The following is a 24,369-nucleotide window of genomic DNA, read 5'->3' as shown; positions in this document are numbered from 1 at the left end:
CGGTCGCTCCGGGGCGCGAGCGACGGCTACCAGTGGCAGCTGCCGCTGTGCTTCTCCAGGTACTGCTGGTGGTACTCCTCGGCTCGCCAGAAAGCGCCGGCGGCGGTGATCTCGGTGACGATCGGCCGGCTGTGCCGGCCGGAATTCTGCTCCCGGTCGCGGGAGGCGCAGGCTGCCGCTTCCTGGGCTGACGAATGGCAGAAGATGGCCGAACGGTAATTGGTGCCGATATCCGGTCCCTGGCGGTTGAGCTGGGTCGGGTCGTGACAGTCCCAGAACACCTGCAGGAGCTCGTCGTAGGAGACCACCGCCGGATCGAAGGTTATCTCGACCACTTCGGCATGGCCGGTGGCCTTGCTGCAGACCTCCTCGTAGGTCGGTCGCTCCTTCCAGCCGCCCATATAGCCGACCTGGGTCGCCACCACGCCGGACACGCGGCGGAACGTGGCTTCCACCCCCCAGAAGCAGCCGGCGGCGAACGTTGCCTTGTTCATAGCCTCCTCCTTTCGTTCTTCCCGTTCAGGATAGCATAGTCCGGGGGGCGCTGTCCTGTGCTGCGAATCTCTGGATGGTGAAAGAAAAGTAACGATTTTTCGCAATGCTAGCAAAAAAGTGGTATAGTTGATTATGCCGTGCTGCTGGTCTGGCCGGCGAAAGAAAGGGGGTATCGTGGAACGGCGCAAGCACCAGCGATTGACCTTTTCGGCACCTGCATTCCTGGAAAAGGATACCCGGGTGTTTTTCGGCCAGGTGAAGGATATCAGCCAGCAGGGAATGTTTCTTGCCGTGCATGGCGACCACCGGAGCGAGGAGGATGCCGCGGTTTCCATCTATTTCATCAGCGGCCCCATCACTCTGTCGGTAACGGTCCCCGGCCGGGTGGTCCGTAGCGGCAGCGACGGCGTCGGTTTCAGCTCCCCCCACCTCGATCCCTACCTGCTGATGACCTGCGAATCGTTGATGAAGCACGAGGGCGAAGCACCGGAACGGTTCATGGCCGATTTTTACGAATTTATCAGCACCCCGCCGCCGGCCGCGGTACTCAGCTAAACGGTCCTGCCGTTCTCCCTGCTCCTGCGTGGTCCACTACGCCGGCGAAAGTGCCCGGCGTAGCGCTGCTGTGCCGTCGCACAGTCTCTTCTCCCTGCCTAATTAATAAGTTCCCCCCTGGGCCAAATGTTTTTCCCGCGGCGCCTTGCCGGTCAGAGGTGTTCGTCCTGCCCGGCGAGGCGGGCGAGGAACTGGATGACCAGCCGGTAGGTGATGCCCCAGAGGACCGGCTTCCCGGCCTGAGTGAGACGGATGGCCGGCCGCTCCAGGGTTTCGCCGCCGAAGCGGACCGGGGCCGTCAGCCGCCGGGCCGGCTCCGCCAGTTCCCGGAGCGGCACCCAGAAGGCGTCCCGTACCTCGGCGCTCAGCTGTAGCGGTGGTTTTCCCGCCAGGCCGTAGACGAAACAGGAGACCTGGACCGGCAGATGGGCGCCGGCGATATCGGCCAGCCGACCGAGCCGACGTTCCCGCCGGAGGTCGAGGCCGAGTTCCTCCACGGTTTCCCGCTCCGCCGCGGCCTGGGGGGTCGCATCGACCGGTTCCACCTTGCCGCCGGGGAAGCCGAGGTCGCCCGACCAGGGGTCGCCCGGGTGATTTGCCCGTTCGATGAAGAGGATTTCCGGGCCGTCCGGCCCGGCAGCGACCAACAGCGCCACGGCCGCCGGAACGAGGCCCGCGGCGGGGCTTTCCTGTATCGGCATCCCGGCCAGCCGCTGCTCGATGTCGTCCAGTGTCATTCCAGCTTTCTCCCGCTGCTATAGACTGTTGTAATTCCGCTCGTATTCCGCTACGATGAAACGGCACCAATCCCAGCAAAGGAAGCCGTTCATGGAGCAGAAACCCTTTTCTCTCGCCGGCAGCATCGGCGCCACGCCGCTTATCGAACTGACCCAGATCAATCCGAACCCCCGGGTCCGCATTCTCGCCAAACTGGAGGGGAACAATACCGGCGGTTCTATCAAGGACCGGCCTGCCCTCTACATGCTGGCCAAGGCCGAAGAGTCGGGCGAGCTGACCGCGGCAAAGACCGTCCTCGAGCCGACTTCCGGCAATACCGGGATTGCCCTGGCGATGCTCGGCGCCGCCAAGGGGTACCGGGTGAAGCTCGCCATGCCCGGCTGCGTCAGCATGGAACGGCGGAGCGTCCTGGAGGCCTACGGCGCCGAGGTGGTGCTGTCGCCGGCCAACGAGGGGACCGATGGGGCGATCCGCCTTGCCCACCGTATCCTGGAGGAGAACCCGGAGAGCTACTACATGCCGAACCAGTACGCCAACCCGAACAATCCGCTGGCCCACTACGAAACCACCGGCCCGGAGCTGTTCCGCCAGGCGGGGGGGGAGGTAGACTTCTTTGTCGCCGGGATGGGAACTACCGGCACCCTGATGGGGATCGGCCGCTACCTGAAGGAGCACCGTCCGGCGGCGGCAGTCGTCGGCGTCGAGCCGCGGCTCGGCCACAAGGTTCAGGGGCTGAAGAACATGCAGGAGGCGATCGTGCCGGCCATCTACCGGCCCGAGGCCCTCGACCTCAAGCTGACGGTCCATGACGAGCCGGCCTTCGAGACTGCCCGACTGCTGGCGGCCCGGGAGGGGCTGTTCGTCGGCATGTCGAGCGGCGCCGCAGTGGCCGGGGCGATTGCCGTGGCCAAGGATGCGCCGGCCGGCGCCACCATCGTCGTCATCCTCCCCGACCGGGGCGACCGCTACCTGAGCACGGCGCTCTTCCGCTCGGTCTGCGCCTGCTGCCCGCCGTAGCGCGCCGTTACCGTCCCGTTGTCCTGTTCAAGCCCGCCCCGCGCGGGCTTTTTCGTGCCCGCCGTTAGGCCGGGATGCTGCGCAGGAACTCCAGCAGACAATCGTTGAAGGCTCCCGGGTGTTCGAGGTTGGCCAGATGGCCGGCTTCGGGGACCAGGCAGAAGCGGCAGCCGGGGATAGCGGCGGCGATGGCCCGGCCGAGCTCCGGCGGGGCGGCCCGGTCGTCGTCGGCCCCGATCGCCAGGGCCGGCAGGTCGATGCCGCCGAGTAATGGCGTGTAATCCTTCCGTTCGCGCATCGCCAGCAATCCTCCCGCCAACCCGCGGGAGTCGGTGGCGGTGATCCAGCCGTAGACCTCACCCACCAGTTTCGGCCGCCGGGTCAGCGACTCCTCGGCAAAAAGAATTTTTTCGAAGGCGTCAGCCACTACCTGGGGACCGAACTTCATGGTCTGCCGGGCCAGTTCCAGCCGGCGCGCCTTGCCCGCCGCGTCGTCGGCCATCGCCCGGGTGACGATGAAGCAGGCGCCGGCCAGCCGCTCGCGGTAGCGCTCCACAAGGTTGAAGAGGACATACCCCCCCATCGACATGCCGCCGACCACCGCCCGTTCGATGCCGAGCCGGTCGAGTAGTTCCACCACGTCGTCGGCGAAGAGATCAATCGAGTAGGGGCCGTCGGGGGCATCGCTCTCGCCGAAGCCCCGCAGGTCGGGGACGATCAGCCGGAAGCCCGCTTCGGTGATGGCCCTGATCTGCGGATGCCACATCCGCCGGCAGAGGGGAAAGCCGTGGAGCAGGACTACCGCCGGCCCGCTGCCGTGATCGTCGTAGGCCATGGTGATGTCGTTGATCAATGCCTGCATGGGGTCGCCTCCTGTAAGGGTGACAGTGTGTCGTCCCTGGCAACCATATACCATCCGGCGCACCCCGGCAAGGGGCCGGGGCAAAAAGAAAAGGCCCGCAGTGCGGGCCTCGTCGGGACGGATTTTCAGGCGGCTCAGCCGTGGCGGGTGATCTCCTCCAGATTGCCGGCGATGACCGTGGCGGTGGCGGCCTGCTCTTCCGAGGCGGTGGCGATCTGGGTGATGACGTTCTTGATGTCTTCCACGGCGCGGACGATCGATTCGAGCGAGGTTTCCACCTGCTGGGACAACCGCTCGCTCACTTCCGCCTCCTGCTTGACGTTTTCGATCGAGCCGACCGCCAGGCGGGTCTCCTGCTGAATCTCGCCGACCATGGCACCGATCTGCTTGGTGGAGGCCATGGTCTTTTCTGCCAGGTTGCGCACCTCGTCGGCGACGACGGCGAAGCCGCGCCCCTGCTCGCCGGCCCGGGCCGCCTCGATGGCCGCGTTCAGCGCCAGGAGGTTGGTCTGGTCGGCAATCTCGTTGATGACGTTGATGATCTCGCCGATCTTCTCCGACTTGCCGCCGAGGGAGTCGACGATGGCCGCCGAGTCGCGGACGATCTGCGCCACCTTCTGCATCTCCTGGACCGATTGGTTGACGATGGTCTGTCCCTCGTGGGCGTTCTGGGCCACCTTGATCGCCGAATCGGAGGCATTGGAGGTGTTGCGCGCCACCTCGGTGACGGTCATGCTCATCTCTTCCATGGCGGTAGCGATCTGCGCCACTCGCTCCTCCAGGTAATTCTTCCGGTCGATCTCGGCCCGGCTGTGCTCCTCGATCGCTTTCTCGGCGCTGATATCGTCCCAGCAGGCCATGTAGCAGAGCAGCTTGCCCCGCTCCCTGGCGTCCCAGATCGGGTAGGCGGTGGTGCGGAGGGTAAGTCCGCCGATCGGGATCTCAGCCCGGTTGGGGAGTTCGCCCGGCTTGCCGAGGATCATCCGGACCCGCCCCGGGTCCTTGTGGTACTGGTGGATCGACTGGCCGAAGGCGTTGGCCACGTCGGCCCCCCGCAGCCCGCCGTTCAGCTCCTGGCGATGCTTCATCAGCATTTCGCGGGCCGGTTTGTTCATGTAGAAGATCTTGTTTTCCGGAGTAGTGTCGCAGAGCATGACGATATTGCCCAGATTGTCGAGCATCTGCTTGAGGGTATTGAGTTCGGTTTCCTGCTCTGCCAGCTGTTTTTTCAACTTTGCCGAGAAAAACATCGGGATCCCTTTCTGATAGAAAACTGGGGGCGGTCGCCGTGCGACGCTCACCATTCCTTTATCGGCAGCGGGGAAAAAAGCTGAAGTCGTTTTTTGTATTGCCGCCAAATCGGGTCGGAACAGTCCTCTTTACCCGGCACATTTGTCGCCCTTTGACTTATGTCAAGGCGTTTCCGCCGGACGTTGGTTCTAATGCTCCAAGGGAGATCGCCGCCGCGGTGCGGCCCGCCGCGAGCCGGCATTTCATCCGGGACCGCCGGATGGCAGCCAACTACTGGGGAGGAGAGCATGACAACGAAGATGGTGAAACGTGGGATGGTGGCGGTGATCCTGGCGGCCACAGCGGTCGGCGCGGGGTGTACGCCGAAGAAGACGGAGCCGGTGACGATGTCCGATATTGCCGACGGGACGATCGACCCGGCGGTCTGGGGGAAGGTCTATCCGGCGGAATACGAGCGCTGGCAGAAGAACGGCGAGCCGACCCCGGCCGGCAAGAGCAAGTACAAGCGCGGCTATGACGAGGGGATGGCGCGTCCCGACAAGCTCAACGAGTTCCCGTTCCTGGCGCTGCTCTACAACGGCTGGGGCTTCGGCGTCGAATACCGGGAGCCGCGCGGCCACATCTTCATGCTCCAGGATCAGCTGGAGGTCGATCCGTCGCGAATCAAGGCCGGGGGGTCCTGTCTTACCTGCAAGACACCCTATGCGCCGATCCTCCAGGGGAAGATGGGGCGGGACTACTTTGCCGAGCCGTACCTGGATGTGCTGGCCAAGGTGCCCGGTGAGCACCGGACCCTCGGCGTGGCCTGCATCGACTGTCATAACAACCGGGATATGTCGCTGCAGATTTCCCGCGGTTTCACTCTCGGCAAGGGCTTGGCCGAACTCGGCGTCGCCGGGGGGCAACTGACCCGGCAGGACAAGCGGTCGCTGGTCTGCGCCCAGTGTCACGTCACTTACAGCGTCCCCAAGGACACTCAGATGAAATCGACCGATGTGGTCTTTCCCTGGCAGGGGAGCTCGTGGGGGCACATCACCATCGAGCAGATCATCAAAGTGCTCCGCGAGCATCCGGAGTACGGCGAGTGGACCCAGAAGGTGACCGGGTTTAAACTGGCATTCATCCGTCACCCCGAATTTGAACTCTTTTCCAACGACAGCGTCCACTGGCAGGCCGGTGCAACCTGCAGCGACTGCCACATGCCGACCATCAAGGTGGGGGGGCGGGAGATTGCTGATCACCGGATCATGAGTCCGCTGAAAAACGACCTGCAGGCCTGTCGGCAGTGCCATACCGAAAGCCCCGACCAGTTGCGCGACCGGGTGATCGCCATCCAGGACCGGACCATGTCGCAGTTTATCCGTGCCGGTTATGCCACTGCTACCGTCGCCAAGCTCTTCGAACTGGCGAACCGGGAGCAAACGGCTGGCAAACCGGTCGACCGGACGCTCTATGCCGAAGCGAAGGACCATTACCTGGAGGCGTTCTACCGGGTGGTGTTCATCGGTGCCGAGAATTCGGTCGGTTTCCATAATCCCACCGAAGCGCAACGGGTCCTGGGCGATGCCGCCATCCATGCCGGCAAGGCTGACGGGCTGCTGCGCCAGGCGCTGGCCAAGGCGGGGGTGACGGTACCGGAAAAGGTCGACCTGGAACTCGCCAAATACGTCAACAACCGTGGTTCGAAGAAGCTGATGTTCAAGCCGGAGCAGGAGATCAAGGATCCGCTGGCCGGGAAGTAGTTGCCCAGTGAGGTGTGGGGGGAGGAGTGAGGCAACGAACTCCTTCGCTCCACACCTTGCCCCTCACCGAAACGAGGCATCATCCATGAACGGTCCCTGTTCCCCCGTACGCATTCCCCGCTGGCGAGCCGTGATCCAGTGGGGCTTTCTCGCCTGGGTGCTCTTCCTCGGCGTGCGCTTCGGTCTCTTCGTCAATGCCGTCGCCGCCGGGGGCACCCCCCCCAATGTCTCCCGGCCGCCGGGGGTGGAGGGATTCCTGCCGATCGGCGCCCTGGCGAGCCTCAAATACTGGCTGGCCACCGGCGACATCAATCAGGTCCATCCAGCGGCGCTGGTCATCTTCCTCACCGCCATCGCCGTCAGCCTGCTGGCGAAAAAATCGTTCTGCTCCTGGCTCTGCCCAGTCGGGACCCTCTCCGAAGGGGCATGGAAACTGGGTCGATGGCTGCTCGGCCGGAATTTTACCCCCTGGCCCTGGCTCGATCTGACCCTCCGGGGGTTGAAGTACGCCCTGCTCCTCTTCTTCGTCAAGCTGATCCTGCTCGATATGCCGGTGCCGGCGCTGGCCGGCTTCCTCGGTTCCCCCTACTGGGCGGTGAGCGACGTCAAGATGCTCCGCTTCTTTACCGACATGTCGCCGACCACGGCGGTAATTCTCACCCTGCTCACCGGCCTGTCGCTGGTCTACCGCAATGTCTGGTGCCGCTACCTCTGCCCCTACGGGGCGCTGCTCGGGCTGGCCAGTATCCTGAGTCCCCTCAAGATCAGGCGGGAGCCCGCCGGCTGCACCGGCTGTCGACGCTGTAGCGCCGCTTGCCCGGCGAACCTGCCGGTCCACGCCCGGACCCGGATCGTCTCCCCCGAGTGCACCGCCTGCCTCAGTTGCGTAGCAAGCTGCCCGGAGCGTGCCACGCTGCGGATCGGCTTGCCGTTCTGGCGGCGGCAGCTTCCCGGCTGGGTCTTCCCCGCCGCGGTGCTGCTGCTCTTTGCCGCCGGCATCGGCACCGGGATGGTAACGGGGCACTGGCAGGGTTCGCTGACCATCGACGATTACCGGCAGCTGCTCCCGCTGGTGCCGTATCTGAGCCACTGAGCCGGGCCGTCTCCTTGACGGTAACCGGTGAGACGGTAATGTTAAGCAAGCCGACCACCAAGGAGGTGCGACAATGTCAGCCGACCATGACGCCGCGTTGTACCGGGCGATTGCCGAGGGGAGCCCCGATGCCTTCATCTTTGCCGACCGCGACGGAATCATCCGGCTCTGGAGCCCGGCCGCCGAGCGGCTGTTCGGCTTTACCGCCGCCGAGGCGCTCGGCCGGTCCCTCGACCTGATCATTCCGGAAAACCTGCGGGCGCGGCATTGGGAAGGGTATCGACGGGTGATGGCCACCGGGGTGACCGCCTACGGCAGCCGGCTGCTCTCGGCGCCAGCCTTGCGGCGCGACGGTAGTCGGATCTCCACCGAGTTTTCGATGACGCTTCTCTCCGCCGGTGACGGGCCGGTTTACGGCAGTGGCGCCATCCTTCGCGATGTCAGCGAGCGGTGGGCGCGGGAAAAGAACCTGCGGACCCGGCTGGCCGAGCTGGAAGAGCGCTGCGGTGCCACGGCGCCGCCGCCCGGCTCATTAGCGGCGGATTAATTTGTCACTTGATTGCGTCCGGGGGTTCCGGTAGGCTGGACGGCAGCCGTATCATTCCCTTACCGTCTGCCGGCTCCGGCGGCGGTGCGAACCGGCCATGAACGATCAGCCGCTTTACAGCAGCCGCATCATCGATATCTACCTCAAGCTCCTCCGCAACCGTTATCCCGCCGTCGACGTGCCGGACCTGCTCCGCTACGCGGGGATGACGTTCGCCGAGGTGCACGATCCGGGGCACTGGTTCAACCAGGTGCAGGTGAACCGTTTTTACGACCGGCTCGTCCAGTTCACCGGCAACGAAGATATCGCCCGCGAGGCGGGGCGGTACGTCGCCTCGCCCGAGGCCCTCGGCGTGCTGCGGCAGTGCTTCCTCGGCCTGGTCGGCCCGCGGCACGGCCTTCGGCTGGCGGGGCGGGCCGCCTCCTTCTTTACCCGGTCGTCGGTCTTCAGTTCCCGGTTTCTCGCCGCGAACCGGGTGCAGATCGACGTCAGCTTCAAGGAGGGGGTCCGGGAAGAGCCGTACCAGTGTGCCAACCGGACCGGCTTCATCGAAGCATTCGTCATGCTGTTCACCGGGGCGCTGCCGCAGATCGAACATCCCGAATGCATCTTCCGCGGCGGTTCGGTCTGCAGCTACATCGTCACCTGGCGGCAGGGCCGGGCCGACCGGTGGAAGTATGCCCGGACCGCCGTACTGCTGCTCGGCCTGGTGGGACTTGCCGGCAGCGCCGGCCTGGGGCCGGAGCTACTCGCTCGCACGGCGGCCATCGGCGTTCCGGTCATGCTGCTGGCGATGCTCCTGGCCGAGCGGGCCGAGAAAAAGGATTTTCGCGCCGCCCTGACCCATCTTCAGGATTCGACCGGCATCCTGCTCGACCAGATCGGTGAGAATTACGAAAATGCCCTACTGGTCAACGAACTCGGGCAGGTAATCAGCCGGCAGACGGACGTGGACGGTATTCTGGCCAATGTGGTCCAGGTACTCGACAAGCGGCTCAAATACGACCGCGGCGTGATTTTCACCGCCGCTCCCGACCGTACCCGCCTGGTTTTCCGCGACAGCTTCGGCTTTGACGACCGGCAGCGCTCGGCGCTGGCCGAGACCGAATTCCGCCTCGACGGCGATCATGCCCGGGGGATTTTTGCCACCTCCTTCCGCGAACAGCGCTCGCTGCTGATCGACAGCCCCGAAGAGTTCGCACCCGCCCTCTCTCCCGAACGGCTGGCGATGGCCCGCCGGTTGGAGGTCCACTCGTTCATCTGTTGCCCGATCGTCTGCGACGGCAAGTCCCTCGGCATCCTGGCCGTCGATCGCCGCCACACCTGCAAACCGCTGCTGAAAAGCGACCTGAACCTGATGGCCGGGGTCACCCCGGCGATTGGCGTGGCGATCCACAATGCCTGGCAGGTCGAGGAACGGCTGGCCCTGGCGCGGCTGATCGAGGAGAGCGAGGAGAAATACCGGACCACCATGGAGGCTTCGCTGGTCGGTATCTTCGTCATCCAGGACCTGGTTTACCACTATGTGAACCCGACGATGGCCGAGCTGTTCGGCTACCGCCCCGAAGAACTGGTTGGCCGGCTCGGTCCGCTCGACCTGGTGGCAGCCGAGGATCGGGAGGAGGTCCGGTGGAAGCTGGCGAATCCGGCCGGCGAGCCGACGGGAGGACTGTGCGAGGTGACGGGGGTACGCCGCGACGGCACGCGGTTCGCCGTCCTGGCCTGGGGGAAGGGTGCCCGCTTTGCCGGCCGGCCGGCGGTGGTCGGTACCCTGGTCGATATCTCCGACCGGAAACGGGCGGAGGAGGAGCTGCAGCGCCGGAGCCGCGAGCTGGAAGCCGCCAACCGGGAACTGGAGGCCTTTGGCTATTCGGTGGCCCACGATCTTCGCGCCCCGCTCCGGGCGATCAACGGCTTTGCGGCGATCCTCGCGGACGACCAGGCGATTGCCTTCGACGCCACCGGCCGGGAGTCTCTGGAACGGATCAGGCTGGCATCTGCCCGGATGGGGGAGATGATCGACGCCATCCTCAACCTGGCGAAGGTGACGCGGGGTGAACTGGCATATGAAACGATCGATCTGAGCGCCCTGGCCCGGGAGATCGCCGGCGAGCTGCGGCTGCGGGAGCCGGCGCGGGCCGTCGATTTTGTCGTTGCCGACGGGGTGCGGGTGCAGGGGGATGCGACGCTCCTCCGGGTCGTGCTGGAAAATCTCCTCGGCAATGCCTGGAAGTACACCGGCCGGCGCGAGCGGGGGCGGATCGAATTCGGCATCCGCGAAGGGGCGGGAGACGGTACGACCTGTTTCGTCAGCGACAACGGCACCGGTTTCGACATGCGCTACGCCGGCAAGCTGTTCGGCCCTTTCCAGCGGCTCCACCGGGCCGGTGAATTCGAGGGGACCGGCATCGGCCTGGCGACGGTACAGCGGATTGTGCACCGCCACGGTGGCCGGGTCTGGGCCGAGGCGGCGGTCGACCGGGGCGCGACCTTTTTCTTTACCCTCTAGCGGCACCGCCACTCCGACGGGGGATCATCGCCATGAGCGAGCTGTACCACGACGTGACCGGCATCGTCCTCGCCGGCGGCAAGAGCCGACGGATGGGGCGCGACAAGGCGCTACTCCCCTTCGGCGGGCGGCCGCTGGCCAGCCGCTCCGTCGAGGCCTGCCGGGCGCTGTTTGCCCGGACCCTGCTGGTGGGAGGGGCGCGGGCGGAGCTCCGGGCGCTGGGGGTGCCGGTCATCGCCGACGACTGTCCCGGCAGCCCCCTCGGCGGCCTGATTACCGCCCTGCGCCATGCCGGTACCCCCTGGATCTTTGCCCTGGCCTGCGACCTGCCCTGGCCCGAACCACGGCTGATGGCCCGGCTGGTAGAGCTCCGGATCGGCTACGACGTTGTCGTCCCCCGCTCCGCTGCCGGCTACGAGCCGCTCTGCGCCGTCTACGGCAGCGGCTGCCTGGCGCCGCTGGAACGGCTCCTGGCGGCCGGCACCCTGCGGCTGTTCGATCTTTATCCCCTGGTACGGACCCGGGTCGTTCCGCTGGCCGAACTGGCCGAGCTGGTCACGCCGGGGAGGACCTTCGTCAATATCAATACTCCCGAGGAGTTTGCCATGATCAGCAGTCAGGAAGAGCGGAAAACGGTGCAAGCGGTTTCGTTCGTCGCCAAGTCGGGGACGGGGAAGACAACCCTGCTGGAGCAGGTGATTGCCGAGTTGAAGGCCCGCGGTTACCGGGTCGGCGCCATCAAGCACGATGCCCACCGCTTCGACATCGACCACCCCGGGAAGGACTCCTACCGTTTCACCGCCGCCGGCGCCGATACGATGCTCATCTCGTCGCCGGAAAAACTGGCGCTGGTCAAGCGCCACGCCGCCGCCCCGCCGATCGAGGAGCTGCTGGCGACGTATTTCGGCGACGTCGACATCGTTCTGACCGAGGGGTTCAAGATGAGCGGCCTGCCGAAAATCGAGGTGCACCGGCGGGATCGGAGTGCCACCCTCCTCTGCCGGGGGGAGGAGAATGACCCGACGCTCCTGGCGGTGGCCAGCGACGAGCCGCTGGCGCTGGATGTGCCGGTGCTCGACCTCAACGAGCCGCGCCGGGTGGCCGATTTCGTCGAGGCGCGCTTTCTCCGCTGAGGCCGGGGGGTGCCACCGTATACGGGATAGGCGGCGGGGCGGCTCTTCTGCTATACTGGAACACTGACGCCATTTCGGCGCCGCCCGCGACGATTGGACACGATTATGCCCCTCACCGACGGCTACGGCCGGCGCATCAACTATCTCCGGCTTTCGGTCACCGACCGCTGCAATCTCCGCTGCCGCTACTGCATGCCGGCCGCTGGCGTGGCCAAGCTCGGCCATGACGACATCCTCCGCTACGAGGAGTTGTACCGGATCGCCCGGGCGGCCGTCGCCATCGGTATCGAGAAGATCCGGGTCACCGGCGGCGAACCGCTGGTGCGCAAGGGACTGGTGCCGTTCCTGGCGCGGCTGGCAGCGTTGCCGGGCCTCAGACAGCTGGTCCTGACCACCAACGGCCTGCTGTTGCCAGAACTGGCGGCCGACCTGCGCCGGGCCGGCGTCCAGCGGCTCAACGTCAGCCTCGATTCCCTCCGTTCCGCCACCTTCCGCCAGATTGCCCGCACCGGCGAGCTGCAGCGGGTGCTGGACGGCCTTGCCGCCGCCGAAGCCGCCGGCTTCCCGCCGCCCAAGATCAACATGGTGGTGATGCGGGGCATCAACGACGACGAGGTGGTCGACTTTGCCCGGCTGACCCTGACCAGGCCCTATCAGGTCCGCTTCATCGAGTACATGCCCGCCACCCGCGAGGAGAACTGGCAGGCGCTGACGGTGGCGGGACGGGAGATCCTGGCCCGGATCGGCGCCGAGTTTTCGCTGGAACCGGTGGCGAAGGGGGAGTTGGCCGGGCCGGCGGAGGAGTTTCGCATCCCCGGCGCGGCCGGGACCATCGGGGTGATCAGTGCCGTCTCCGGTCACTTCTGCGGCGATTGCAACCGGATTCGGGTCACCTCCACCGGGCTGGCCAAGGGGTGCCTCTTTGCCGACGATGCCTTCGATCTCCGGCCGTTTATCGCCGCCGAGCCCGCCGTACTCGAAGAGCTGCTCCGTCGGCTGGTCGGCTGCAAACCGGCTCGGCACGGGCTGGCACCGGAGCAGGCGGCGCACCGGCCGTTCTCCATGGCCAAAGTGGGAGGATGAATGAGAGATGAGGGACGGCCGTCCGGTACGGCAGGGGAGACGTTCATGGGCGCAACAGTGATTGCCGTCTGCATCAGTCGCAACAAGGGGGAGCGGAAAACCCCGGTAGCACAGGTGGAGCTGCGGGAAAACCACGGCATCGTCGGCGATGCCCATGCCGGGGAGTGGCACCGCCAGGTAAGCCTGCTGGCGCGGGAAAGCATCGACAAGATGCGGGCGTTGGGGCTCGACGTCGACAACGGCGATTTCGCCGAAAATATCACCACCGTCGGGATCGAACTGCCGGCGCTGCCGGTCGGGACCCGGCTGGCGGTGGGGGAGACGCTCCTGGAAGTGACCCAGATCGGCAAGGAGTGCCATACCCGCTGCGCTATCTATCAGCAGGCGGGGGACTGTGTCATGCCGAAGGAAGGAATCTTCGCCCGGGTCCTCCGCGGCGGCATGGTGCAGCCGGGCGATCCGGTGCACCTCCGTTGAGCCCTCGCCGGCCCGCTATTCATGACGCCCCCTCCGTTCGCGGAGGGGGCGTTTTTTATGGGCGATCAGTGCCCGCACGCCTCCCCCTCCCCCTCCCCCATCGAGGGGGAGGGGGAAGGGGAGGAGAGTGCTGCGGAAGATGGGATGTTCTTTACTGACCCCCGGCTCGGAAATTGCGCTGCAGGTGGAGCCGGATCGCGTCCTCGAACTCGGCTTCCCGGTCTCCCTTGTAGACCAGCGAGGCGCCGAGCTCGGCGGCAAGGATCGCCGAGAGATACTTCTGCGGCAGTTGGCCGAGCCGGCGGCGGAAACGGGGCTCGTCGCGGATCAGCTGCGGCAGGTGGGCGAGGATCGCCCGGCGGTAGAGCGGTTGCCGGCAGAGCTCGGGGCGCGCCTGGAAAAAGCGGAACAGCCGGGCGTAGTTGGCGTTGATCTCGCTGCTCAGGCTGTTGGAAATCTCGGTGCAGAGCAGCGCCGGGTTCTCCCGGTGGCGCCGGAGGATCAGCCGCGCCTCGTCGCCGGCCCGCTGTTCGAGGATCGCCAGCACGTCGGCGACGTAGCGCTCCTTCTCGTCCAGGAACTCCTGTTCGCTGAGCAGCAGGTTGGCGATGATCTCGTAGGAGGAGGAGATGACGCCGCATTTGTTGGCCGAGGCGTCGCGCATGATCAGCACTCCGTGCTGCTGGAGCTGGACCCGGGCCTCGGGGGTAAGGAACGAGTTGGCCCCCTCGACGATCGCCCGGGCCGAGGGGGTGCCGTCGGCCTGGAGGAAGCGCTGCCAGTTCTCCTTGTCGATGGTCTCGGGGCGGCCGCCGCCGGGGATGAACAGGTCGGCGGGGACGGTGAAGACCAGCTCGTCGAACTCCTTGGAGAACTCATCGAGGGAGATCCACTCTTCGCTGAGACCGGCGGCGGTCCTGGTCACCTTCCGGAAAAGCTCCCGCAGCCCCTCGCGGCGGCTGCCGGTGCGGAAGAGCATGAAGCCGCCGGGGTGGAGCGCCGTCGGCGCAAAGGCGTCCAGATCTTCCTTGAGAAGAATGCGGCGCAGCTCGGTATGGTCTGCGCCCGCCGGGTCGCAGAGGGCGGCAGTGCCGTCGAGGATCAGGGCGATCTTCACCTGCGGCGAGCGGTCGAGCAGGATGCGCATGGCGTTCCCCGCCACGTCGCCGTTGGGGCCGCCGGTGAACTTGATGCTGAACGGGTCGCGGCGGATGTCGATGCCGAGTTCGGCCATGGTGATCTCGGCGAAGGTCACCACCCCGGTGGAGGTGACACCGTACTCCTTGTGGTTGATGCCGACCCGCTTGCTCGACATGATGCCGATGCCGAGCAGGTAGCCGCGCCGCTTCGACACCCGGGCGATGGTCTCGATCATCGAGTCGTGCATGTTCTCGTCGGGGCCGAGCTCGATCGGCTCGTCCTCCCGGTAGTAGTCGACCACCCGCGGGTGCTTGGCCACGCCGGCGGCGGTGATGAAGATGTCGAGGAAGGCGTTGAGGATCCCGTACTGGAGCTTGAAAAGCCGCCAGGTTTCCATCTCCCGCTCGTGGCCACGCATCAGGTCCGACGCGTCGAGCATCACCACCAGCTTCGAGCCCCCCTCGTAGATGTCCTTGTTCTTCAGGTGCTGGGTATGGGCGAGGACGAAGTTCTCCCGGAAGAGGGTGTTGGCGTTGGTGACGAAGTCGTCGGGGGTGCGGGCGATCACCGTCCGCCAGCCGCCGCGGGCGATGTCGGAGAAGCCGATGTGGTAGCCGAAGCCGTAGCGGCTGAAGAAGAAGGTGACCCGGAACGGCGCCGCCGGCGGCAGGTCGGCGGTGCAGGCCGGGCCGAGCTCTGTCAGGTAGGCGGGGTCGAGACGGAAGGAGAGGGCCTGCTTTTCCAGGACGAAGAAGTTGCTCTTCAGGGTGTGGCGGATAAACGTCAGGCAACAGCGGAAGATCGCCCGGCGGATCTCGTCCAGGTAACGGTGGCCGGTATTGTACTCCGCCACCTCCCGGTCGGCGGCGGCCAGTGCCGTGGCATAGACGCTCTCCCGGTCGGCAAGCTCGGGGTCGAAGCGGGTCCGGAACAGCTGCACCAGCTGGAGGGCGATTTCCGGGTGGGCGTGGAAAGCGCTCCGGACATCGTCGAGGCCGAAGCGGTCCGGCTGGTTGTGGGCCAGGTTGGTGTGGCAGAAAGCGATGAAGGCGTTGACCAGCGAGGCGTCCTCGCCGCTCATCAGGCCGCTGGTGACGAACTCCCGGTAGGTGTGGGAGCGGGTCGCCAGCACCTGGGTGTTGTAGAGCTCTTCGCGGAGCCGGGCGAAGATCTCGGCCTCTTTGGCGATCACTCCGCCGTCGTGCTGCCGGACGTAAAAAGTGCCGAGGAAGTACGGGTGGACGCCGTTGGAGATGGTCAGGCAGTAGGCCCGGTTCACCCCGAGACTGAGCCGGTAGAAGACCTCCATCACCTGGAGGAGGAAATCCTTCTGCGGCGGGTTGGCGACGGCGAAGAAGACCCGCGATTCGTGGGCGCCGCCGTTCTCCATCGGTTCGACGTCCAGATAAAGGCCGCCGCGCCGGTTTGCCTCCTGGAACAGCCGCAGCACCTGGGCAACCCGCCGCGGGGGCGAAACCCGGACGTAGTTGTCGTTGTTCTGCCAGAGGATCCGCAGCAGCCGCTCCAGTTCCTTATGGTCGAAATCGGGGTAATAGCGGCGCAGCGCCGCCGCCACCCGGCGGCAGACCTCCGGCGGGACGATGGTGCCGGCGCCGGCCAGGATCTCCTCGTTGCTCTTCCGGTCGAATTCGAAGCGCTGGATCTCCAGCGCCTCCTCCCGTCCCGGGATCGGGTCGTTCGAGTGGGCGATCATCGCGTAGGAGATCTCCCGCTCCTGGACCCGGCGGAGGGTCTCGTAAAGGGTTCCCGGCCGGTTGACCATCGCCATGATGATCGCCTTCTCCCGGTCGGCGAGCAGCAGCCGCCGGTTGTGGCGGAGGGCGCCGAGCTCCCGGGTCAGCATCGCCAGAGCCGCCGGTTCGTCCTTCATGGCGATGAAAAAGTAGGGGTTCATCTGTTCCCGGAGCCAGCGGCGGTTTTCCGCCTGCTCGGCCCGCTGGGTCCTGCCCGCCGTCGTTGCCGCGCTCATGCACACTCCTCCCGTTGTCGTCGGCTCGCCCTTCCGGGGCGTCGTTACGCTGCACAGTATACACTGCCTGGCCGGCTTTGCTAACCGCTTTCCTCGCTGGGCGCGCGTCGGTCAGCCCTTGACGCTCAGGGCGTACTTCAGATAGCGCCCCTCGGGGAAGGTAACCGGGTAGGGGAAATCCTCCGGCTGGCCGGCGAGGCCGATCACCCGCAACTCGCTCTTCGCCTGGAGGGCGCCGCGGCGCAGCTCTTTCAGGTAGTCGGCTAGGTCGACCTTCTGGTGGTTGGAGGAGGTGATCAGCAGGCCGCCGCTTTCCAGGAGCGGCAGGGCCGTCGCCACCAGGTCGGCGGTGCCGCCGCGGGTGGTGAAGCGGCTTCTGGCGGTGGTGGAGAACGAGGGGGGATCCATGAGGATAATGTCGTAGCGCTTTCCCTGGCGTTGCAGCTCGCCGAGCACCGCCAGGCAGTCGCCGACAAGGAAGTCGTGCCGTTTCGGATTGAGCCGGTTGGCGCCAAAGTTTTCCTTTGCCCAGTCGCTGTAGCCGGCAGAGACGTCGACGCCGGTGACCCGGCTCGCCCCGGCCGCCGCCGCGGCCACCGAGAAAGCGCCGGTGTAGGCGAAGAGATTGAGCAGCCGTTTGCCGGCCACCCGGCCCATCAGGTCGCGGCGATTGTTGCGCTGGTCGAGGAACAGGCCGGTGTTCAGCCCCCGTTCCAGCTCGACAAGGAAGGAGAGACCGTTCTCCCGCACCGTCAGCCGGGCCGGGGCGGCGCTGCCGGCCAGCAGCCGGCCGTAGCGCTTCTCCTCGTTCAGCGCTTCCAGTTCGCGGGTCTGCTGGGGGCGGCTCTTCTCGTAGATTCCCTTCGGCTGCAGCAGTTCGTCGAGGAGCGGCACCACGAGCCGCAGATGGGGGCGCCAGGCCCCGCTGTAAAGCTGGATCATCAGGTGGTCGCCGTAGCGGTCGACGGTCAGCCCGGGGAGGCCGTCCCCCTCGCCGTTCACCAGCCGGTAGGCATCGGTATCGGCCAGGATGGTATGGTCGCGGCGGAGCTGCAGCGCCCGGCGCAGTCGCTGTGCCAGCCAGTCGCCATCGAGGCGGAGCCTCTGCCGATCGAGCACCCGGGCGACGATCCGCTCGCCCGGATCGAGGAGCGCCGTGGCGAGGAACCGTCCCTGTTCGTCGGTCAGTTCCACCAGGTCGCCGGCCCGGCCGGCCGGCCATTGTTTCGTATAGCGGTCGGCGATGATCCACGGATGCCCCAGTTCCAGCATCCGCACCGATTCCGGGCCGACGATGCATCTCTGCTGCTTCATGACGTCTCCTTGCGATGGGCGGGAAATCTTTTGGCCTGGCCGGCGGTCAGATGACCGGCCCCTTTGGCAGCTGCCACCCCCGGAGGATGGCGGCGATCCTGATGGCGATCACCACGAGGGCTGCCACCGGCAGGGTGACCGCCGCCGCCACCCCCGCCCGGTGCAGCAGGTAAAGGACGATGCCGCCGGCAATGCAGGCGGAGGCATAGATCTCCCGTTGCAGGATCAGCGGGATCTCGTTGCCGAGCATGTCCCGGATCATCCCGCCGGCGGTGGCGGTCATCACCCCCATGATCACCGAGCCCATGAAGCCGAGCTTGAAGGCGAGCGCCTTGGAGGTGCCGATGACCAGGAAAGTGCCGAGGCCGAGGGCGTCGAGCAAGAGCATCGTCTTGCGCTGCCGCTCGAACTTGCGGGGGATCAGAAAGACGATGATCGTGACCGCCAGCGCCAGGTAGAGATAGGTTTCATTCTTGAAACAGAAGGGCGGGGTGTCGTTCATCAGCAGATCCCGGACTACCCCGCCGCCGGTGGCGGTCACCAGGCCGAGCACCACCACCCCGAGCAGGTCCATCCGCTTGCGGATGCCGACCAGTGCCCCCGAGGCGGCGAAGGCGGCGGTGCCGAGCAGGTCGAGGGCATAGATAACGTCGAAGGTGCCGCCGGTCCCGGCGGCCGTCATTGCCGTTCCTCCGGCAGCGCTTGTTCTGTCGTCGGTCGTCGGGCGAGGTCACGGCCGGGATGTCCGCTGCCGTGGGTGGAGAATTGCGCCATTGCGATGCTCCCTGTCGGAAAAGGTCTGGAAGATGAACCAGATAGCATGGCGTCGGCGCCGGAGCAACATAAATTTTGCCGCCGCGAGCCGGTCGCCGGTCGGCGGGCGCTGCTCTGGAGAGGGGAAGGGGGGGGAGGAGACGCGGATTCCCGCGCCGGGGGGGCGGGGGCTGGCTGGCCGGCGGTACCGCGGGCCCGGAACGGCGGGGCAGCCTACTTGCTGCCGCAACCGCAGCCGCCAGAGGTACAGGAACTGCGGCAGCTCGGGCCGGCGAGCGGTGTCATGCCTTCCCGGCAGACCCGGTCGAGGGCGGCCCGCTCGACATACCATTCTCCGTCGATCAGTTCACCGGCCAGGGCCTGCTGCTTGACGAGCATCAGCACCCGGAGGTGGGTGGTTTGCAGGGCGGCGGCAGCCGCCGCAAGAGTTACCAGGTCGTCACGGTCCATAGGGGTCTCCCGGCCGGGAGAATCCGGAGTTTCACCCGGCGGCTTGCGTTGCCCGACCGTCGTGCGACGGTGGGCGCCGGCGCGTTTCGCACGCGCCTCTCCCTGCTGGGTTTTCATGAGCCGTGCCAACTCTCCTGTCGGCTGTCGATCCCCGTTTGGCGCCGGCATGCGGGGGGTTCCCGCCGGCCGGGGCCGGCAAGGGAGCGGTGCGGGCTGCTGAAAAATCGGGCAGTACCGCCCCCCGATGCGGCAAGGGACGGTCAGATTAAAATTCTGGACCGACGTCACGCTTTGCATTAAGCTGGACACTCCCTCCCCCGGACCGTTCCGCCGGCGAGGCAGGGTGCCGTTGCCGGATAACAAACCAGTGAGGGGGGGCAGCATGTTTACCGATATTGGGACGGAAGTGTATCAGGCCTGGAGTACCGAGAAGCGTCGCGAAGAGATCGGCAAACTTGTCGAGGGGTACCGGGCCGGCGTGCCGGTGGTGGTCCTCTGCATGACCGCGGCGGCCGTTGCCGGTAGCCATGACGATGCCCGGGAGTACCTTTCCGACTTCATGCCGCTCGAAGAACGGCAGGCGGTGGTGGCTGCCCAGGCCGGTGCCGACGAGGAAGTGCAGTCGCTCGTTCGTTCGTTCATGCTCTGAACAGCCGGGTCGGCGCCGTTTTGCCACGGCGCGGCCGTTTTTTTTTGCCAGGTGAATTTAATCGTTTGACATTATTCAGGGAAACCTGTTAGGTTGAAACGACGTCCGCGGTATGCCCCGGATGATATTACAACAAGAAGTATCAGGAGAAAGTAAGCAAATGGTAAAAGGTACGGTGAAGTGGTTCAATGACAGCAAGGGTTTTGGTTTTCTCGAGCAGGAAAATGGCGAGGACGTTTTCGTGCACTACTCCGCCATCTCGGGGAATGGTTTCAAGTCCCTGGCTGAAGGCGATAGCGTGACGTTTGACATCGTCAAGGGCCCCAAAGGGCTGCAGGCTGCCAACGTCATCAAAGGCTAATCGGGTTTCCCGAACGGCTCGAAAACGCCCCGGAGCAATCCGGGGCGTTTTTTTTTTTGCCGCTGCCGGCCACCGGCCGCGGCAAAATTCCTTCTGGCATCATCTCCCCCTATCGGCTATCATTGAAGAGCAGCCGCCGTCCCGGACCACCTTCCGTCGCTCCCCCCTGCCGGTCCCGACCTGGCCGTCACGGAAAGGATCTTCACCCCATGGCCCTCTCGTCGATCATCTACCGCGCCACTATCGAACTCTCCCATCTGGACCGCAATCTCTACGAAACCCTCCATACCACCGTCGCCCAACACCCTTCCGAGACCGAGGAGCGGCTGGTGGCGCGGCTGCTTGCCCATGCGCTCTTTCTCGAACCGGAACTCGTCTTTACCCGGGGGGTCTGCGCCGGCGACGAACCCGACCTCTGGGTGAAGGGGGCCGGCGGCCGGATTACCCTCTGGCTCGAAGTCGGGCTCCCCGCCCCGGAGCGGCTGCTCCGGGCAAGCCGGCACAGCGACCGGGTGATCCTCCTCGCCTGTGGCCCGGCTTGCTGGAACTGGCAGGAACTGCACCTGGCCAAGCTCGCCGGCATGCCCAACCTCACCGTTTATACCATCGATCAGCGCTTCCTGGCGCAACTGGCCGCCCGCCTGCAGCGCTCGATCGTCTGGAGCCTGACGGTCACCGAAAGGACCCTCTACCTGACGGTTGGCGACGACACCCTGGAAACCACCCTCGTCCGGCTGGTGGGGCCCGATCCCTTCCAGGCAATGGCCCATGCCTGACGGCAGCGGCGAAAGCGCGGCGCCGGCGGTGGAGCGGCGTCCCGAGGCGTGGCTGCTCGATGAGGCGCGTACGGTCCGCGGCCCACTGCTTCGGGCGGTCGGCTGGGCGGGCGTCGGCGGCGTGCTGATCATCGTCCAGGCGCGCTTGCTGGCCGTCGCCTGCCAGCGTCTGGTGATCGACGGCACTCCCCTGGCGGCGATTCTCCCCCTGGCGGGGGGGGTGGCAGCGCTGGCGCTGGGCCGCGGCGGCTGCGCCTTCCTCGGCGAGCGGGGGGCGGCCGCGGCCGCGGCCCGGGTCAAGGAGCGGGTCCGCCAGTTTCTCTATCGCCGGCTGCAGGCGCTCGGCCCGGCGGGGCTGGCCGGCGAGGAAACCGGGCCGCTGGTGGAGGCGGTCACCGCCGGGGTAGACGGGGTCGAACCCTATTTCGCCCGCTTCCTCCCCCACCTGGCGCTGGCCGCCCTGCTGCCGCTGCTCGCGCTGTTGGTCGTCCTGCCCGCCGAATGGCGCGCCGGGCTGGTGCTGCTCTTTTCCGCCCCCTTCATCCCCCTGTTCATGGTCCTGATCGGCCGGGGCTCGGAAAGCCTCAACCGTCGCCAGTGGGGGACGCTGGCCCGGCTGGCGGGGCACCTTCTCGACCTGGTGCAGGGGTTGCCGGACCTGAAGATTTTCGCCGCCGCCAAACGGGAGGCGGCGACCGTTGCCCGGGTGTCGGAGGCGTATCGCCAGGGAACGATGGCGGTGCTGCGGCTGGCCTTCCTCTCGGCCTTCACCCTGGAGTTTTTCGCCACTGTCGGCACGGCGGTGGTGGCGGTGGTGGTCGGCTTCCGGCTGCTCGGTCGGGGCCTGACCCTGGCCGACGGCCTGTTCGTGCTGCTCCTCGCCCCCGAATTCTACCTGCCGTTGCGGGTGCTCGGTCTCTCCTACCACGCGCGGATGCAGGGGGTGGCGGCTGCCGAACGGATCGTGCCGCTCCTGGCGCTGCCGCTGCCGGCGGGGTACGATGGGACCTTGCCGGTGCCGCCGGGCCCGCCGGCGGTTTCTTTCGAAGGGGTGGCGTTCCGTTATGGCGGCAACCGGGGCGGGCTGGCCGGGATCGACCTGGAGCTGCCGGCCGGCAGCCTTACCGCCCTGGCGGGGGAGAGCGGTACCGGCAAGACGACCCTGGTCCGCCTGCTGGTCGGCCTGATGCGTCCCGAGACCGGGCGGATCATGGTCAACGGCACCGATCTGGCCCGGCTCGATCCTGCCGCCTGGCGGGCGCGGCTCGCCTGGGTGCCGCAGCGGCCGTTCTTCTTCGCCGGCACCATCCGGGAGAATTTGCTCCTCGGCCGGCCCGAGGCGAGCGAGGAGCAGCTTTGGGCGGCCCTGGAGGCCGCGGCCGCGGCACCGTTCGTTGCCCGGCTGCCGGCCGGCCTGACCACCGAACTCGGCGAGCGGGGGGCGGGGCTCTCCGGCGGCGAGCTGCGCCGGCTGGCGGTGGCGCGGGCACTGGTGCGCGATGCCTCGCTGGTGGTCCTCGACGAGCCGACGGCCGGTCTCGATCCGGAGAACGAGCGGCTGGTCGGCGAGGCGCTGGCGCGGTTGGCAGTCGGTCGGACGGTGCTGGTGATCAGCCACCGCGAGGAGACGTTGCGGCGGGCCGGCCGGGTGGCGGTGCTGGCCGGCGGGCGGCTGGAGCGGCTGGTGACGCCGGCCGACTACCTGGCGGCCGGGGAGGGGCAATGCGCGACCTGCTGCTGATCCTCGGCGTTGCCCGGCGACAGTGGCGCTGGATGGCGGCCGGGGTGCTGCTCGGGGTGGTGGTGATCGCTGCCAACGTCTCCCTGATGGCGGTGTCGGGGTGGTTCATCGCCTCGATGGCGGTCGCCGGGGTGACCGCCACGCCGTTCAACTATTTTTTCCCAGCCGCGGCGATCCGCGGCCTGGCGGTAATCCGAACGGTCGGCCGCTACGGCGAGCGGCTGGTGACCCACGAGGCGGCGCTGCGCATCCTTGCCGAGCTGCGGGTCTGGCTCTTCGCCCGGCTGGAACCGCTGGCCCCGGCGGGGCTGGAACGTTACGCCGGCGGCGAGGTGGCGGGGCGGCTCCGCGCCGACGTCGATGCCCTGGAGAGCCTCTACCTGCGGATCGTCGCCCCGCTGGCCACCGGGGCGACGGCAATTGTCCTGGCGGTGGTGGTGGCCGCCGGCTGGGACCGGACGACGGCGGTGGTGCTGCTGCTCTTCCTGCTCCTGGCGGGCGGGGCACTGCCGCTTTTGGCCCGGCGGCTGGCGGCGGCACCGGGGCGCCGCTCGACCGAGCTGGCAGGGGAACTGCGGTCGCTGGTTACCGAAGGGGTGCAGGGGGCGGAGGAACTGCTCTTGCTCGGCGCCGTGGAGCGGCAGGCGGCCCGGGTCGACGAGCTGTCGCGGCGGCTGGTGGCCGATCAGGAACGGCTGGCGAGGCTCGGCGGGCTGACCGCCGCCGGCGGGATTGCCTGCGGCGGCCTGGCGGTGGCCGCGGTGCTGGCGACCGGTGGCGCGGCGGTGACCGCCGGCCGGCTGGCGGGGCCGGAACTGGTGATGTTGCTCCTTTTTACCGCTGCCGCTTTCGAAGCGGCCGGCGGCATGCCGGCGGCGCTGCAGCTGCTGCCGGCGGCCCGGGCGGCGATCCGCCGGCTTCGCGATCTGGCCGAGGCTTCACCGCCGGTCCCCGAGCCGGCGACGCCGGTACCCGCACCGACGACCTGCGGAGTCGCCTTTCGCGGCGTCACCGGCATCCACGCCCCCGGCCTGCCGGAAGTGCCGCTGGCCGACCTGGAAATTGCCGCCGGGGAGCGGCTGGCGCTGACCGGCCCGAGCGGGGTCGGCAAGAGCACCTATTTGGAAATCCTGCTCCGCTTCCGCGACTATCGCGGCAGTGTCATCGTCGGCGGCATCGAACTCCGCCAGCTGGCGGCCGACGAGATGCGGCGACTGGTGACGGTGGTGCCGCAGCGGCCCCATCTCTTCAACGGGACCATCCGGGAGAACCTGCTGCTGGCCAACCCGGCGGCGGGCGCCGCCGAGCTCGGGCAGGCCCTGGACGATGCGGGGCTGGCGGCCTGGGTTGCTGCCTTGCCGGAGGGGCTCGACACGCCGGTCGGCGAGGGGGGCCGTGCCGTCTCGGGCGGCGAGGCGCGCCGGCTTGCCCTGGCCCGGGCGCTTTTGAAGGAGGCGCCGCTCGTGCTGCTCGACGAGCCGACCGAGGGGCTGGACGCCGCCACCGAGCGGCAGGTGGTGGCCCGGCTGGCGGAGCGCTGCCGGGGAAAAACGCTGCTGGTGATCACCCATCGGCCCGCCTGTCTGGCGCTGGCCGGGCGGGTCGTCCGGCTGCCCGGCCGGACCTGACGGGACAGGCTGTCCCGCGAAGAATCGATTCGAGGAGGTGGCAC

22 protein-coding genes are annotated in these 24,369 nt (G+C 67.1%); 14 read left to right on the top strand and 8 right to left on the bottom strand.

The window, feature by feature from the left end:
- Positions 1 to 26 precede the first annotated feature (26 nt).
- A complete protein-coding gene (gene msrA, locus QMN23_RS17900; protein WP_282000693.1) occupies positions 27 to 494 on the bottom strand; it encodes a peptide-methionine (S)-S-oxide reductase MsrA in 468 nt (155 codons plus the stop codon).
- A gap of 175 nt (positions 495 to 669) precedes the next feature.
- Between msrA and QMN23_RS17895 the strand changes: the two genes are divergently transcribed.
- Positions 670 to 1,050 (top strand): PilZ domain-containing protein, encoded by a 381-nt coding sequence (locus tag QMN23_RS17895; RefSeq protein ID WP_282000692.1) that lies wholly within the window; start codon positions 670 to 672, stop codon positions 1,048 to 1,050.
- A gap of 152 nt (positions 1,051 to 1,202) precedes the next feature.
- Here QMN23_RS17895 and QMN23_RS17890 read toward each other — a convergent pair whose 3' ends face one another.
- Positions 1,203 to 1,787, bottom strand: a complete 585-nt coding sequence (locus tag QMN23_RS17890) for an NUDIX hydrolase (protein ID WP_282000691.1) — start codon at positions 1,785 to 1,787, stop codon at positions 1,203 to 1,205.
- 91 nt (positions 1,788 to 1,878) lie between these two features.
- Between QMN23_RS17890 and QMN23_RS17885 the strand changes: the two genes are divergently transcribed.
- On the top strand, positions 1,879 to 2,805 hold the full coding sequence (locus QMN23_RS17885) for a PLP-dependent cysteine synthase family protein (protein WP_282000690.1): 927 nt from the start codon (positions 1,879 to 1,881) through the stop codon (positions 2,803 to 2,805).
- A gap of 64 nt (positions 2,806 to 2,869) precedes the next feature.
- Here the strand turns inward: QMN23_RS17885 and QMN23_RS17880 are convergent, their stop codons facing one another.
- Positions 2,870 to 3,667 (bottom strand): alpha/beta fold hydrolase, encoded by a 798-nt coding sequence (locus tag QMN23_RS17880; protein ID WP_282000689.1) that lies wholly within the window; start codon positions 3,665 to 3,667, stop codon positions 2,870 to 2,872.
- A 134-nt stretch (positions 3,668 to 3,801) separates the two neighbouring features.
- A complete protein-coding gene (locus tag QMN23_RS17875; protein ID WP_282000688.1) occupies positions 3,802 to 4,917 on the bottom strand; it encodes a methyl-accepting chemotaxis protein in 1,116 nt (371 codons plus the stop codon).
- A 288-nt stretch (positions 4,918 to 5,205) separates the two neighbouring features.
- Here QMN23_RS17875 and QMN23_RS17870 point away from each other — a divergent pair, with 288 nt between their 5' ends.
- The 7 genes from QMN23_RS17870 to QMN23_RS17840 all read left to right on the top strand — a co-directional run bounded on the left by QMN23_RS17870 (position 5,206) and on the right by QMN23_RS17840 (position 13,502).
- Complete coding sequence (locus tag QMN23_RS17870; RefSeq protein ID WP_282000687.1) at positions 5,206 to 6,660, top strand: ammonia-forming cytochrome c nitrite reductase subunit c552; 1,455 nt, start codon at positions 5,206 to 5,208, stop codon at positions 6,658 to 6,660.
- An 85-nt stretch (positions 6,661 to 6,745) separates the two neighbouring features.
- Positions 6,746 to 7,753: a 4Fe-4S binding protein gene (locus tag QMN23_RS17865; RefSeq protein WP_282000686.1), complete on the top strand. Its 1,008-nt coding sequence runs from the start codon at positions 6,746 to 6,748 to the stop codon at positions 7,751 to 7,753.
- A gap of 73 nt (positions 7,754 to 7,826) precedes the next feature.
- Positions 7,827 to 8,300: a PAS domain S-box protein gene (locus QMN23_RS17860; protein WP_282000685.1), complete on the top strand. Its 474-nt coding sequence runs from the start codon at positions 7,827 to 7,829 to the stop codon at positions 8,298 to 8,300.
- Between the two features lie 97 nt (positions 8,301 to 8,397).
- Positions 8,398 to 10,809 (top strand): sensor histidine kinase, encoded by a 2,412-nt coding sequence (locus QMN23_RS17855; protein ID WP_282000684.1) that lies wholly within the window; start codon positions 8,398 to 8,400, stop codon positions 10,807 to 10,809.
- Positions 10,810 to 10,841: 32 nt separating this feature from the next.
- On the top strand, positions 10,842 to 11,942 hold the full coding sequence (gene mobAB / locus QMN23_RS17850) for a bifunctional molybdenum cofactor guanylyltransferase MobA/molybdopterin-guanine dinucleotide biosynthesis adaptor protein MobB (protein WP_282000683.1): 1,101 nt from the start codon (positions 10,842 to 10,844) through the stop codon (positions 11,940 to 11,942).
- A 105-nt stretch (positions 11,943 to 12,047) separates the two neighbouring features.
- Positions 12,048 to 13,025, top strand: coding sequence for a GTP 3',8-cyclase MoaA (gene moaA / locus QMN23_RS17845; protein ID WP_282000682.1), 978 nt, complete (start codon positions 12,048 to 12,050; stop codon positions 13,023 to 13,025).
- A 45-nt stretch (positions 13,026 to 13,070) separates the two neighbouring features.
- Positions 13,071 to 13,502 carry an MOSC domain-containing protein gene (locus QMN23_RS17840; protein WP_282000681.1) on the top strand — a complete coding sequence of 144 codons (432 nt, stop codon included), beginning with the start codon at positions 13,071 to 13,073 and terminating at the stop codon, positions 13,500 to 13,502.
- Positions 13,503 to 13,653: 151 nt separating this feature from the next.
- On the opposite strand, the gene QMN23_RS17835 is transcribed toward QMN23_RS17840, so the two are convergent.
- From QMN23_RS17835 to QMN23_RS17820, 4 genes are all read right to left on the bottom strand, one after another.
- Positions 13,654 to 16,632, bottom strand: a complete 2,979-nt coding sequence (locus tag QMN23_RS17835) for an NAD-glutamate dehydrogenase domain-containing protein (protein ID WP_282000680.1) — start codon at positions 16,630 to 16,632, stop codon at positions 13,654 to 13,656.
- A 111-nt stretch (positions 16,633 to 16,743) separates the two neighbouring features.
- Positions 16,744 to 17,946: a class I SAM-dependent rRNA methyltransferase gene (locus QMN23_RS17830; protein WP_282000679.1), complete on the bottom strand. Its 1,203-nt coding sequence runs from the start codon at positions 17,944 to 17,946 to the stop codon at positions 16,744 to 16,746.
- A 46-nt stretch (positions 17,947 to 17,992) separates the two neighbouring features.
- A complete protein-coding gene (locus tag QMN23_RS17825; protein WP_282000678.1) occupies positions 17,993 to 18,628 on the bottom strand; it encodes a trimeric intracellular cation channel family protein in 636 nt (211 codons plus the stop codon).
- A gap of 305 nt (positions 18,629 to 18,933) precedes the next feature.
- Positions 18,934 to 19,287, bottom strand: a complete 354-nt coding sequence (locus tag QMN23_RS17820; RefSeq protein WP_282000677.1) for a hypothetical protein — start codon at positions 19,285 to 19,287, stop codon at positions 18,934 to 18,936.
- Between the two features lie 265 nt (positions 19,288 to 19,552).
- Here QMN23_RS17820 and QMN23_RS17815 point away from each other — a divergent pair, with 265 nt between their 5' ends.
- The 5 genes from QMN23_RS17815 (at position 19,553) to cydC (ending at position 24,325) form a co-directional block, all read left to right on the top strand.
- Complete coding sequence (locus tag QMN23_RS17815) at positions 19,553 to 19,819, top strand: hypothetical protein (protein ID WP_282000676.1); 267 nt, start codon at positions 19,553 to 19,555, stop codon at positions 19,817 to 19,819.
- A gap of 160 nt (positions 19,820 to 19,979) precedes the next feature.
- Entirely contained in the window at positions 19,980 to 20,180 is a 201-nt protein-coding gene (locus QMN23_RS17810) for a cold-shock protein (RefSeq protein WP_282000675.1), read from the top strand.
- A gap of 209 nt (positions 20,181 to 20,389) precedes the next feature.
- Positions 20,390 to 20,956, top strand: a complete 567-nt coding sequence (locus QMN23_RS17805; protein WP_282000674.1) for a YaeQ family protein — start codon at positions 20,390 to 20,392, stop codon at positions 20,954 to 20,956.
- On the top strand, positions 20,949 to 22,697 hold the full coding sequence (gene cydD, locus QMN23_RS17800; RefSeq protein ID WP_282000673.1) for a thiol reductant ABC exporter subunit CydD: 1,749 nt from the start codon (positions 20,949 to 20,951) through the stop codon (positions 22,695 to 22,697). Before QMN23_RS17805 ends, cydD begins: the two co-directional genes overlap by 8 nt.
- Positions 22,679 to 24,325: a thiol reductant ABC exporter subunit CydC gene (gene cydC / locus QMN23_RS17795; protein ID WP_282000672.1), complete on the top strand. Its 1,647-nt coding sequence runs from the start codon at positions 22,679 to 22,681 to the stop codon at positions 24,323 to 24,325. Before cydD ends, cydC begins: the two co-directional genes overlap by 19 nt.
- Positions 24,326 to 24,369: the final 44 nt, after the last annotated feature.

The organism is Geotalea uraniireducens, assembly GCF_027943965.1.
GTDB classification, from domain to species: Bacteria; Desulfobacterota; Desulfuromonadia; order Geobacterales; family Geobacteraceae; genus Geobacter; species Geobacter uraniireducens.
The sequence above is the reverse complement of the archived record's forward strand: the minus strand, read 5'-3'. Positions and strand labels throughout refer to the sequence as shown.

Excerpts from the sequence above, each read along its gene's own strand:
- msrA (WP_282000693.1), bottom strand. The coding sequence starts at position 494 with ATGAACAAGGCAACGTTCGCCGCCGGCTGCTTCTGGGGGGTGGAAGCC.
- QMN23_RS17890 (WP_282000691.1), bottom strand. The coding sequence starts at position 1,787 with ATGACACTGGACGACATCGAGCAGCGGCTGGCCGGGATGCCGATACAG.
- QMN23_RS17885 (WP_282000690.1), top strand. The coding sequence starts at position 1,879 with ATGGAGCAGAAACCCTTTTCTCTCGCCGGCAGCATCGGCGCCACGCCG.
- QMN23_RS17880 (WP_282000689.1), bottom strand. The coding sequence starts at position 3,667 with ATGCAGGCATTGATCAACGACATCACCATGGCCTACGACGATCACGGC.
- QMN23_RS17875 (WP_282000688.1), bottom strand. The coding sequence starts at position 4,917 with ATGTTTTTCTCGGCAAAGTTGAAAAAACAGCTGGCAGAGCAGGAAACC.
- QMN23_RS17870 (WP_282000687.1), top strand. The coding sequence starts at position 5,206 with ATGACAACGAAGATGGTGAAACGTGGGATGGTGGCGGTGATCCTGGCG.
- QMN23_RS17865 (WP_282000686.1), top strand. The coding sequence starts at position 6,746 with ATGAACGGTCCCTGTTCCCCCGTACGCATTCCCCGCTGGCGAGCCGTG.
- QMN23_RS17860 (WP_282000685.1), top strand. The coding sequence starts at position 7,827 with ATGTCAGCCGACCATGACGCCGCGTTGTACCGGGCGATTGCCGAGGGG.
- QMN23_RS17855 (WP_282000684.1), top strand. The coding sequence starts at position 8,398 with ATGAACGATCAGCCGCTTTACAGCAGCCGCATCATCGATATCTACCTC.
- mobAB (WP_282000683.1), top strand. The coding sequence starts at position 10,842 with ATGAGCGAGCTGTACCACGACGTGACCGGCATCGTCCTCGCCGGCGGC.
- moaA (WP_282000682.1), top strand. The coding sequence starts at position 12,048 with ATGCCCCTCACCGACGGCTACGGCCGGCGCATCAACTATCTCCGGCTT.
- QMN23_RS17840 (WP_282000681.1), top strand. The coding sequence starts at position 13,071 with ATGGGCGCAACAGTGATTGCCGTCTGCATCAGTCGCAACAAGGGGGAG.
- QMN23_RS17835 (WP_282000680.1), bottom strand. The coding sequence starts at position 16,632 with ATGAGCGCGGCAACGACGGCGGGCAGGACCCAGCGGGCCGAGCAGGCG.
- QMN23_RS17830 (WP_282000679.1), bottom strand. The coding sequence starts at position 17,946 with ATGAAGCAGCAGAGATGCATCGTCGGCCCGGAATCGGTGCGGATGCTG.
- QMN23_RS17825 (WP_282000678.1), bottom strand. The coding sequence starts at position 18,628 with ATGACGGCCGCCGGGACCGGCGGCACCTTCGACGTTATCTATGCCCTC.
- QMN23_RS17820 (WP_282000677.1), bottom strand. The coding sequence starts at position 19,287 with ATGAAAACCCAGCAGGGAGAGGCGCGTGCGAAACGCGCCGGCGCCCAC.
- QMN23_RS17815 (WP_282000676.1), top strand. The coding sequence starts at position 19,553 with ATGTTTACCGATATTGGGACGGAAGTGTATCAGGCCTGGAGTACCGAG.
- QMN23_RS17810 (WP_282000675.1), top strand. The coding sequence starts at position 19,980 with ATGGTAAAAGGTACGGTGAAGTGGTTCAATGACAGCAAGGGTTTTGGT.
- QMN23_RS17805 (WP_282000674.1), top strand. The coding sequence starts at position 20,390 with ATGGCCCTCTCGTCGATCATCTACCGCGCCACTATCGAACTCTCCCAT.
- cydD (WP_282000673.1), top strand. The coding sequence starts at position 20,949 with ATGCCTGACGGCAGCGGCGAAAGCGCGGCGCCGGCGGTGGAGCGGCGT.
- cydC (WP_282000672.1), top strand. The coding sequence starts at position 22,679 with ATGCGCGACCTGCTGCTGATCCTCGGCGTTGCCCGGCGACAGTGGCGC.